The following is a 9763-nucleotide window of genomic DNA, read 5'->3' on the forward strand; positions in this document are numbered from 1 at the left end:
GGTTCAGTTTTGTTCCATGATCGATAGTGCCAGGGCTTCTGCCACCTTGATGCCGTCGACGCCGGCCGAAAGAATTCCGCCGGCATAGCCAGCACCTTCGCCTGCCGGGTAAAGACCACGCGTATTGATGCTTTGGTAGTCGGTGCCGCGCTTGATGCGTATCGGTGAAGAGGTGCGGGTTTCGACCCCGGTGAGTACGGCGTCGGCCATGGCGAAGCCCTTGATTTGCTTGTCGAAGGCCGGGATGGCCTCGCGCAGGGCGTCAATGACGTAAGGCGGGACACAACTCGACAGGTCGGTCATGTGCACGCCGGGCTGGTAGGAGGGATCGACGTTGCCCGGTTGCGTGGATGGCCGGCCAGCGAGGAAGTCGCCGACGCGCTGTGCGGGGGCGGCGTAGGTGCTGCCGCCGGCGACAAAGGCGGCCGATTCCCATTTTCGCTGAAAGTCGATGCCGACCAACGGGTTGGCCTTGTAGTCGCCGGGAAAGTCCTCGGGTTTGACTTCGACGACCAGTGCGGCGTTGGCATTGCGCTCGGCACGGGAATATTGGCTCATGCCATTGGTGACGACGCGGCCTTCCTCCGAGGTGGCTGCAACGACTTGGCCGCCTGGACACATGCAAAAGCTGTAGGCGGCGCGGCCGTTCTTGCAGTGGTGGACGAGCTTGTAGTCGGCGGCACCGAGGATTTCATTGCCGGCATTGGGACCGAAGCGGGCGTGGTCGATCAGGGCTTGCGGATGTTCGACCCGGAAGCCGATCGAGAAGGGCTTGGCTTCGATATAAACGCCTTGCTCGTGGAGCATCTGGAAGGTATCGCGGGCGCTGTGGCCGACGGCGAGGACGATGTGGTCGGTGGCAATTTTTTCGCCGCTGGCCAGTTCCACGCCCTTGACCTGATGGTTTTCGATCAGCACCCGCTCGACCTTGCTACCGAAGCGGATTTCACCGCCGAGTTCGGTAATGGTGGCGCGGATGCTTTCGACCATCTTGACCAGCCGGAAGGTCCCGATGTGCGGTTTGCTGACGTAGAGGATTTCTTCCGGCGCACCGGCCTTGACGAACTCTTCCAGCACCTTGCGGCCGTGGTGCTGCGGATCCTTGATCTGGCTGTACAGCTTGCCGTCGGAGAATGTGCCGGCACCACCTTCGCCGAACTGGACGTTGGATTCCGGGTTCAGTTTGTTGTTGCGCCAAAGGCCCCAGGTATCCTTGGTCCGCTCGCGCACGGCTTTGCCGCGCTCGAGAATAATCGGCTTGAAGCCCATCTGGGCCAGGATCAGCCCGGCGAGCAGCCCGCAAGGGCCGGTGCCGATGACGATCGGGCGGCTTTGTAGCGTCGCCGGGGCGTGGGCAACGAACTTGTAACGGGTGTCCGGCGTGACGCCGACATTGCGATCGTCGGCCAGCTTCGTGAGCAGCGCAGCCTCGTCGCGGACGGTGAAATCGAGTGTATAGATCAGCGTGATTGCCGATTTTTTTCGCGCGTCGTAGCTGCGGCGAAAGATCGTGAAATCAATCAGTTCATTATCGGTAATTTCCAGTCGCTGGCACAGCGCCGGGCGCAGCGCATCTGCGGCGTGGTCGAGCGGAAGCTTTAGTTCGGTCAGTCTCAACATGAAAATCCTTCAGTACTCTCAGCTTTCCTTGAACTGCTTGTGGCAGGTCTTGCAGGCTTCATGCACTGCGTCGTAGGTCTTTTCGACTTGTACCTTGTCCTTGCTTTTCGCTGCTGCCAGAAGTGCATCAGTGGCGGTGATGAAGGCTTGTTTGTCTTTTTCGAAAACTTCCGGCTGCTTCCAGACGTCGGGCGTGGCTTTGGTTGGCGGGTAATTGGTGTCGGCACCAAAGTAGGACCAAGGGCCATCACGTTTGGCGATCAATGCTTCGGCCAGCGGCAGAAACTTGTCGGCTTCGTAGCGATCCTTGCGCAATATCACGCCCATTGGCTCAAATGTTTTGACGATTTGCTTGAAAGCCGCCTGGCGGTGCTTCACCGGCTGTCCGGGCCGCGTATCCTCAACCTCTCCACAACCAGCGAGCACTACCGCGGTCAACAGGAAAAAAAGGCGGAATTTGAAAGATTTGGACATGGCGGACGATCAATGGCAGGGCGGACTACCCAAGAGGGTGAATTATACGGGGTGCGGCAAGGTGAGGCAGCCCGGTGCAGCGCAAAGATGATTTCCACGGTCAACCGGAAAAAACGCCCCAATTTGTAAATAGTCGTTCAGGCGTTCAGTTCGCCAGCGTCTTGTCAGCTTGCGGATTTAGAATGCGGGCCATGTCTTTGCCGAATTACCCATCCGAAAGCCCCCTGCCGTGGGCTATTACTGTTTCCGTGCTGCTTCATGCGCTGATCCTGATGCTTCCGCAGCGTGATATACCCAGCGATCAGGCAGCGCCACGCCTGCAGGCGCGTTTGGCGCACCCGGCTGAAAAACAGGTCAATGCGACCAAGCCGGTGCAGCCGCCCAAGATGGCCAAGACGCCGAATTCGCGTCGTCCGCGCATTATGACCACGCATCGGCCGTCAAAAATGGCGATCCCGGCGAATCGCAAATGGTCAGTTGCCGAAAAAGCGGACATGAACCGCTTTCTGGATGAGCTGGATGGCGAGGCCAAAGCCGCGCCCAAGCCGACGCTGGCCCAGCGTTCGATGGCCATGGCCCGTGAGCAGGCGCGACAGATGGCGCGCCAGGATGAGTCCGGCGATGCCACGCTGGAGCTCCGCCCCAATGCGGTGCAACCCGATCCATTCAGCCTTGAAATGTACGTAAATGGGCTGATCAAGCGCCTGAATCGCAGTGCCGCGTTTGTCAAGAATGATCCAAGAAACAAGGGCATTCGCCCCGCATCGGTGCAATTCAGGATTAATCCGGATGGCACATTGAAATCCTTCTCGATCATCAATGCCGGCGATCAGAGCGAGGAGATTGCCTTCGTCAAGTCGGTGATCGAACAGTCCATCCCATTCCTGCCGTTTCCGGCCGATATCAATAAGTCCGCCCGTAGCTTGGCGATGAAGATTTGTATCCTGCCCGCGAGTTCGGGGGATGGCGGATTCGGCTTTACCCGGGCGACCGGTGGCCGGGGCTGCTAAATGGGCAGGACGATTCGGTTTGCGCTGAGTACCCTGATTGACAAGGAGATTTTGAATAAATGAACCAGACGATCAGTTTCATTACCCTGGGTGTGTCCGACCTGGCACGGAGCAGGGCCTTCTACAAGGCGCTGGGCTGGCAGGAGTCTTCCGCCAGCCAGGCGGCAATTGCCTTTTTTCAGGTTGGCTCCGTGGCTTTCGCCTTGTTCCAGCGCGAGGCGCTGGCTGAAGACGCCTCGGTATCCGCGACCGGGAGTGGATTTGCCGGTTTCACGCTGGCGCACAACGTTCCTTCAGAGGCTGCCGTGATTGCGACGCTGAACGAGGCGGTAACGGTTGGCGCAACGCTGGTCCGGCCAGCTGACAAGGTTTTCTGGGGCGGCTTTCGCGGCTATTTTGCCGACCCGGATGGATTTTTGTGGGAGGTCTGTTTCAACCCATTTATTTCGTTCGATGCGGATGGCATGGTCAGGCTTCCATGATCAGTCCTTGGATCGGAGATCCGCACCATTTGAGGCTGGCACGCATTTGCAAGGTGGTCACGCACCAAATTGGCGCGCGCTTTCGGTAATAGGGCATTTCCAAGGTGCGTGAGATAATGCGGGGGCGTTAAAAATCAACCGCTTGAAGCCTGGTTCGCGTCTTGCTTTTAAGTTGGTAATCACATTGTCTGGAGTAAGCTTGTGTCAATCCATGTTGCCCTGAATCACGTTACCCATTACACCTACGACCGCTTGGTGAATCTCGGTCCGCAGGTGGTTCGCCTGCGCCCTTGCCCGCATTCGCGGACTCGTATTTTGTCCTATTCATTGAAAATCGGGCCGGAAACGCATTTCGTCAATTGGCAGCAGGATCCGCAGGGCAATTACTTGGCTCGCTTGGTTTTCCCGGAGAAAACCCGTGAATTCCGCATCGAGGTCGATCTGGTCGCCGAGATGTCGGTTATCAATCCTTTCGACTTCTTCCTTGAGCCGCATGCTGAGAAGATTCCCTTTGCCTACGAGGACTGGGAGCGTCACGAGCTGACGCCATACCTCCACAAGCTGCCGGAAACGCCGCTGCTCAAGAAGTACCTCGATACCATTCCCCGTGACCCGCTGCGCAGTGTCGATTTTCTCGTCGCCCTGAATGCCAATTTGCAGAAGGCCATCAGCTACACCATTCGCATGGAACCGGGCGTCCAGACGCCGGAAGAAACACTGACCAAGTGTTCCGGTTCCTGTCGCGACTCGGCCTGGTTGCTGGTTCAGATTTTGCGTCATCTGGGTCTGGCTGCCCGTTTCGTTTCGGGCTATTTGATCCAGTTGACCGCAGATGTGAAGTCGCTTGACGGTCCGTCCGGTCCGGAAGCCGACTTTACCGATCTGCACGCATGGACAGAAGTTTACTTGCCGGGTGCCGGCTGGATCGGTCTCGATCCGACCTCCGGATTGTTTGCGGGTGAAGGTCACATTCCTTTGGCATGTACGCCCGAGCCGAGTTCTGCTGCGCCGGTTACTGGTGGTATCGATGAGTGCGAGACCGAGTTCTCCCACCACATGCAAGTTACCCGCATTTGGGAAGCGCCGCGTGTCACCAAGCCTTACACGGATGAGCAGTGGAGTGAAATCGAAGGTCTTGGCCACCTGATCGACAATACGCTGAGCAAGCTTGACGTGCGTTTGACCCAAGGCGGTGAGCCGACCTTTGTCGCGGTTGACGACCCGGATGGTGCCGAATGGAACACCGCGGCTCTTGGCCCGACAAAACGAATTTTCGCCGCCGACATCTTCCATCGCCTGCGCCAGAAATACGCCCCGAACGGCCTGATGCACTTCGGTCAGGGCAAGTGGTATCCCGGCGAACAGCTGCCGCGCTGGAGCTTGAACTGCTACTGGCGGAAGGACGGCGAGCCGATCTGGAATGCGCCGGAACTGTACGCCAACGAAAGCGTTGATTACGGCGCGACCAGCGAACATGCCCAGCGCTTCCTCAAGCGCGTCGCCGAACGCCTCGGCATGACCTCTGACTATGTCTTCCCGGCCTTTGAAGACGTCTATTACTACATGTGGCGCGAGCGCCGCCTGCCGGGCAACGTCGACCCCTTCGATTCCCGCGTCGATGATGCACTGGAGCGCGAACGCCTGATGAAGGTGTTTACGCAGGGCATGACCTACACCGTCGGCCACGTGCTGCCGATCATGAAAAATGTCTGGAACCAGTGGCAGACCGGCCCGTGGTTCCTGCGTTCCGAGCGTTGCTACCTGTTCCCCGGCGACTCGGCCATGGGCTATCGTCTGCCTTACGATTCGCAGCCTTGGACAGCTACCAGCGACTACCCTTATGTCAATGTGCCCGATGCCGAGACAGCGACTGATCCACTAGCCAGCTACGCAGCCTTGCGCACCCGTGTCAGTGGTGATGCTGGTGCCCGCGAGCCGCAAATGCAGAGCCGGAATGGCAGTTCTGGTGATGGCGCCGGTGCCGCTGGTACCGCTGCTTTGGCAACTGGCGACGGCAAGCTCCGCCCGTGGGAAAAGTCGACCGAGACGATGCCGCGCTTCAAGGAATCGGCCGGCTGGATCACCCGCATGGCCATGTGTGCCGAGCCGCGCGATGGCCGTCTCTACGTCTTCATGCCGCCGACCGAGAAGCTTGATGACTATCTGGAAATCGTCGCTGCGGTCGAAGCGACGGCCGAAGAGATGTCGCTGCCGGTGATCATGGAAGGCTATACGCCACCGTCCGACCCTCGCCTGACGAATTTCAGCGTCACGCCCGACCCTGGCGTCATCGAGGTCAATGTCCATCCGGCGCGTAGCTGGGACCAGCTGGTTGACCAGACCACCCACCTTTACGAGGCGGCCCACTACTCGCGCCTGACCACTGAAAAGTTCATGGTCGACGGCCGCCACACCGGCACCGGCGGCGGCAATCACTTTGTCCTCGGTGGCGCGACGCCGAACGATTCGCCCTTCCTCCGTCGTCCGGACTTGCTCAAGAGCCTGATCGCCTACTGGCACAACCATCCCAGCCTGTCCTACCTGTTCTCCGGCCTGTTCATCGGCCCGACCAGCCAGGCGCCGCGTGTCGATGAAGCGCGCAACGACAGCCTCTACGAGCTGGAAATCGCCTTCAAGCAGATTCCGCAGCCGGGTGGCGTCGTCCCGCCGTGGCTGATTGACCGCATCCTGCGCAACCTGCTGACCGACGTGACCGGCAACACGCACCGTTCCGAGTTCTGCATCGACAAACTCTACTCGCCGGACGGCCCGACGGGGCGCCTCGGCCTGCTCGAACTGCGAGCCTTCGAAATGCCGCCGCACGCCCGCATGTCGCTGGCCCAGCAACTGCTGCTCCGTGCCATGATTGCCCGCTTCTGGGAGCAACCCTACGAGCCGGCTCGCCTGGCGCGCTGGGGAACCGAGCTGCATGACCGCTTCATGCTGCCGTTCTACGCTGAGCAGGATTTCAAGGACGTCATGCAGGAAATGGCCGAGGCCGGCTTCGCCTTCAAGACCGAATGGTTCGCCCCGCACTTCGAATTCCGCTTCCCGAAATACGGCGATTTCGCCGTCAAGGGCATGGAGTTCGAGTTGCGTCACGCGCTCGAACCCTGGCACGTCATGGGCGAGGAGGGCGGTGCCGGGACCACGGTGCGCTACGTCGACTCGTCGGTCGAACGCGTCCAGGTCAAGATCAAGGGCATGGCACCGGATCGCTACGTACTGACCTGTAACGGCGAAGCAGTGCCGTTGCAGAACACTGGCATCAATGGCGAGTTTGTTGCTGGCGTACGTTACCGTGCCTGGCAACCTGCTTCTTGCTTGCATCCCACCATTGGCGTTCATGCGCCGCTGGTATTCGACATTGTCGATACCTGGATGCAACGTTCGCTGGGTGGCTGTCAATACCACGTCGCGCATCCGGGTGGTCGCAGTTTCGACACCTTCCCGGTTAACGCGTTCGAAGCTGAAAGCCGTCGCCTGGCCCGCTTCTTCCGCTTCGGCCATACGCCGGGCAAGATGCAGGTCAAATCGCCAGAGTTCAGCGCAGAGCACCCGTTTACGTTAGACTTGCGCCGTTTCTAACCCGGGAAGTCGCTTTTGTAGCGAATGACCGCAAAACAGGCCGGAAATCGGCCTGTTTCTTTTTATTCTATGTCACGCACACTCCTCGCAATTTACGCTCAAAGTCCCCGCCGATACGATGAAATGTTGGCGGCGCAGGGAGCCGTGCGCCCGCATTGGAAAAAATTCCTGGGCCATCTCGATGCGGTGGCGCCGGAAGAAATGCGCCGGCGTCTCGATTTCGCCGAGCAGCGAATTCAGGAAAACGGCGTTACCTACAACGTTTATGCTGATCCGAACGGTGCTGATCGGCCTTGGGCACTTGATCCGCTGCCGCTGATCATTCCCCCAGACGAATGGGCCGAGGTCTCGGCTGCCGTCGCCCAGCGCGCTACCGTGCTCAATGCCATGCTGGCTGATCTTTACAGCGATCAGAAGCTGCTTTCAGAAGGACTTTTGCCGCCGGCGCTAGTCTATGGTCAGCATGGGTATCTGTGGCCTTGTCGTGGCGTGAAGCCGCCTGGCGGTGTCTGGCTCCACAACTATGCGGTCGACCTGGCGCGTTCGCCGAATGGCCGTTGGTGGGTCATCGCCGATCGCACGCAGGCGCCATCCGGTGCAGGTTATGCGCTGGAAAACCGCTTGATCGTGTCGCGTGTTTTCCCGGAAATGTTCCGTGATCTGCATGTTCAGCACATCGCTGACTTTTTCCGCGATCAGCTCGACGGCCTTGCTGCGCTGGCTCCCGTTGAGGGCGATGAACAGCCACATATGGTGCTACTCACGCCTGGGCCGTACAACGAAACCTATTTTGAGCATGCTTATCTGGCTCGTTACCTGGGTTTTCCCCTGGTCGAGGGGCAGGATCTCACCGTGCGTGGCGAGACTGTTTATCTGAAAACATTGCGCGGCTTGAAGCGCGTCCATGTCATTCTCCGTCGTCAGGACGATGCCTATTGTGATCCGCTTGAATTGCGCGGTGAGTCGGCCCTGGGTATTCCAGGCCTGATCAACGTGGCGCGCGCCGGTCGCGTAGTCATTTCCAATGCGTTGGGTTGCGGTCTGCTGGCTTCTGGTGCGCTCATGGGCTTTTTGCCGGCAATTTGTCGGCGCCTGCTGGGTGAAGAACTGGCCATGCCGTCGGTAGCGACCTGGTGGTGCGGTGAAAAGCCGGCGCTTGATTACGTACGTGAGAATTTTGACGATCTGGTCATCAAGCCGGCGTACCCGACCCAGCGAATGGAGCCGGTATTCGGCAATGAATTGAAGGGCGAAGTGCGTGCGGACATGCTGCGCCGCATTGAAGCTCGGCCGCATGCCTACGTGGCTCAGGAAATGGTCAACTTGTCGCAGGCGCCGACCTGGAGTCGGGCGCATGAACGCCGCCTGCTGGCCCGTCCGGTTGGTTTGCGTGCTTATGCCGTAACGACCCCGGATGGCTATTCGGTGATGCCGGGTGGTCTGGCACGGGTAGCGACCGGCGCGAGTACCCGCATTATTTCCATGCAGCGTGGTGGCGCCTCGAAAGATACCTGGGTGTTGACCGATGGCCCGGTCAGCCAGTTTTCGCTGCTCAAGCCGTCAGTTGGTGTGCGTGATCTGGTTCGGGCAGGCGCCAACCTGACCTCGCGCGTGGTTGAAAATCTTTTCTGGCTTGGCCGTTATTCCGAACGATTTGACGACAGTGCCCGGATGCTGCGCGTGGCGCTTTCCAAGGTCGTCGTCGGCGGGGGGCAGAAAACCACGGTGGTCGTTTCCGCCATGGAACTGGCGCGTCATCTCGGTGTTTTACCCAAGATCGGAGAAGACACCGAGATTAAAAAGAACAGCGAACACGAGTTGCTGGAGGCGATCTACGATCCTGACCAACCCGGCAGCCTGGCGGGCAATATCCGCAATCTCATGTGGTCAGCCACGCATGTTCGTGAGCGCCTTTCGCTGGACCACTGGCATTCACTGAACCGTATTCAGCGTTATCAGCAGGCTGCGCGCAAAGTGCATCCGACGCTGACTGAGGCAATCGCCTTCCTAGATCGAGTTCTGAGTGTCTCGTCGTCGCTGACTGGTTTTGCCATGGACAACATGACGCGTGACGATGGCTGGCGCTTCCTGGTCATCGGTCGACGCATGGAACGGCTTTCCTTTTTGGCAATGACGGTGACGCATTTCCTGCGTATGCCGTCCACACGTGCGCCCGGTTCGCTTGAGTGGTTGCTTGAACTATCTGATTCGATCATTACGTACCGCTCGCGCTATTCACGGCAGCCTGAATTGTTGCCGGTGATTGATCTCCTTGTTTTCGACGACAGCAATCCCCATGGCGTGCTTTTTCAAGCCAGTGTTCTGGTCCGTTACCTGGATCGCTTGGGACGCGAGCTGGAGGTGGATCTCCAGGAAGATATGGCAGTTGCGTTGGCCAATTTGCGCGAGTTCAAACTTGAGCGGCTCGAAAATATGCCGTTCAGTCGCTTTCAGGAGTGCTCTGCCTGCCAGGATCTGGCGACACTGCTTGAAGCATTGAATACCGCCGCCGTGCAACTCTCTGCGACCTTGGGCATGCGTTATTTCACTCATGTTGGCGATGTCAGCCGACAAACGATGGCGGTTTGA

6 protein-coding genes are annotated in these 9763 nt (G+C 59.0%); 4 read left to right on the plus strand and 2 right to left on the minus strand.

Features of this window, described 5'->3' with window-relative positions; translation table 11 throughout:
* Positions 1-3: 3 nt before the first annotated feature.
* Positions 4-1620, minus strand: a complete 1617-nt coding sequence (locus IPJ12_17895) for an NAD(P)/FAD-dependent oxidoreductase (protein MBK7648967.1) — start codon at positions 1618-1620, stop codon at positions 4-6.
* A gap of 18 nt (positions 1621-1638) precedes the next feature.
* Positions 1639-2094, minus strand: a complete 456-nt coding sequence (locus tag IPJ12_17900; protein ID MBK7648968.1) for a cytochrome c — start codon at positions 2092-2094, stop codon at positions 1639-1641.
* A gap of 182 nt (positions 2095-2276) precedes the next feature.
* Here IPJ12_17900 and IPJ12_17905 point away from each other — a divergent pair, with 182 nt between their 5' ends.
* From IPJ12_17905 to IPJ12_17920, 4 genes are all read left to right on the plus strand, one after another.
* Positions 2277-3104: a hypothetical protein gene (locus IPJ12_17905; protein MBK7648969.1), complete on the plus strand. Its 828-nt coding sequence runs from the start codon at positions 2277-2279 to the stop codon at positions 3102-3104.
* Positions 3105-3163: 59 nt separating this feature from the next.
* Complete coding sequence (locus IPJ12_17910; GenBank protein ID MBK7648970.1) at positions 3164-3586, plus strand: VOC family protein; 423 nt, start codon at positions 3164-3166, stop codon at positions 3584-3586.
* A gap of 201 nt (positions 3587-3787) precedes the next feature.
* Positions 3788-7174, plus strand: a complete 3387-nt coding sequence (locus IPJ12_17915; GenBank protein MBK7648971.1) for a transglutaminase family protein — start codon at positions 3788-3790, stop codon at positions 7172-7174.
* Between the two features lie 69 nt (positions 7175-7243).
* The gene (locus IPJ12_17920) at positions 7244-9763 is read left to right on the plus strand and encodes a circularly permuted type 2 ATP-grasp protein (protein ID MBK7648972.1); all 2520 of its coding nucleotides are present in this window, start codon (positions 7244-7246) and stop codon (positions 9761-9763) included.

The sequence above is a fragment of the Betaproteobacteria bacterium genome, assembly GCA_016709965.1.
In the GTDB taxonomy this organism is placed as follows: domain Bacteria; phylum Pseudomonadota; class Gammaproteobacteria; order Burkholderiales; family Rhodocyclaceae; genus Azonexus; species Azonexus amarohabitans.

Excerpts from the sequence above, each read along its gene's own strand:
- IPJ12_17895 (MBK7648967.1), bottom strand. The coding sequence starts at position 1,620 with ATGTTGAGACTGACCGAACTAAAGCTTCCGCTCGACCACGCCGCAGAT.
- IPJ12_17900 (MBK7648968.1), bottom strand. The coding sequence starts at position 2,094 with ATGTCCAAATCTTTCAAATTCCGCCTTTTTTTCCTGTTGACCGCGGTA.
- IPJ12_17905 (MBK7648969.1), top strand. The coding sequence starts at position 2,277 with ATGCGGGCCATGTCTTTGCCGAATTACCCATCCGAAAGCCCCCTGCCG.
- IPJ12_17910 (MBK7648970.1), top strand. The coding sequence starts at position 3,164 with ATGAACCAGACGATCAGTTTCATTACCCTGGGTGTGTCCGACCTGGCA.
- IPJ12_17920 (MBK7648972.1), top strand. The coding sequence starts at position 7,244 with ATGTCACGCACACTCCTCGCAATTTACGCTCAAAGTCCCCGCCGATAC.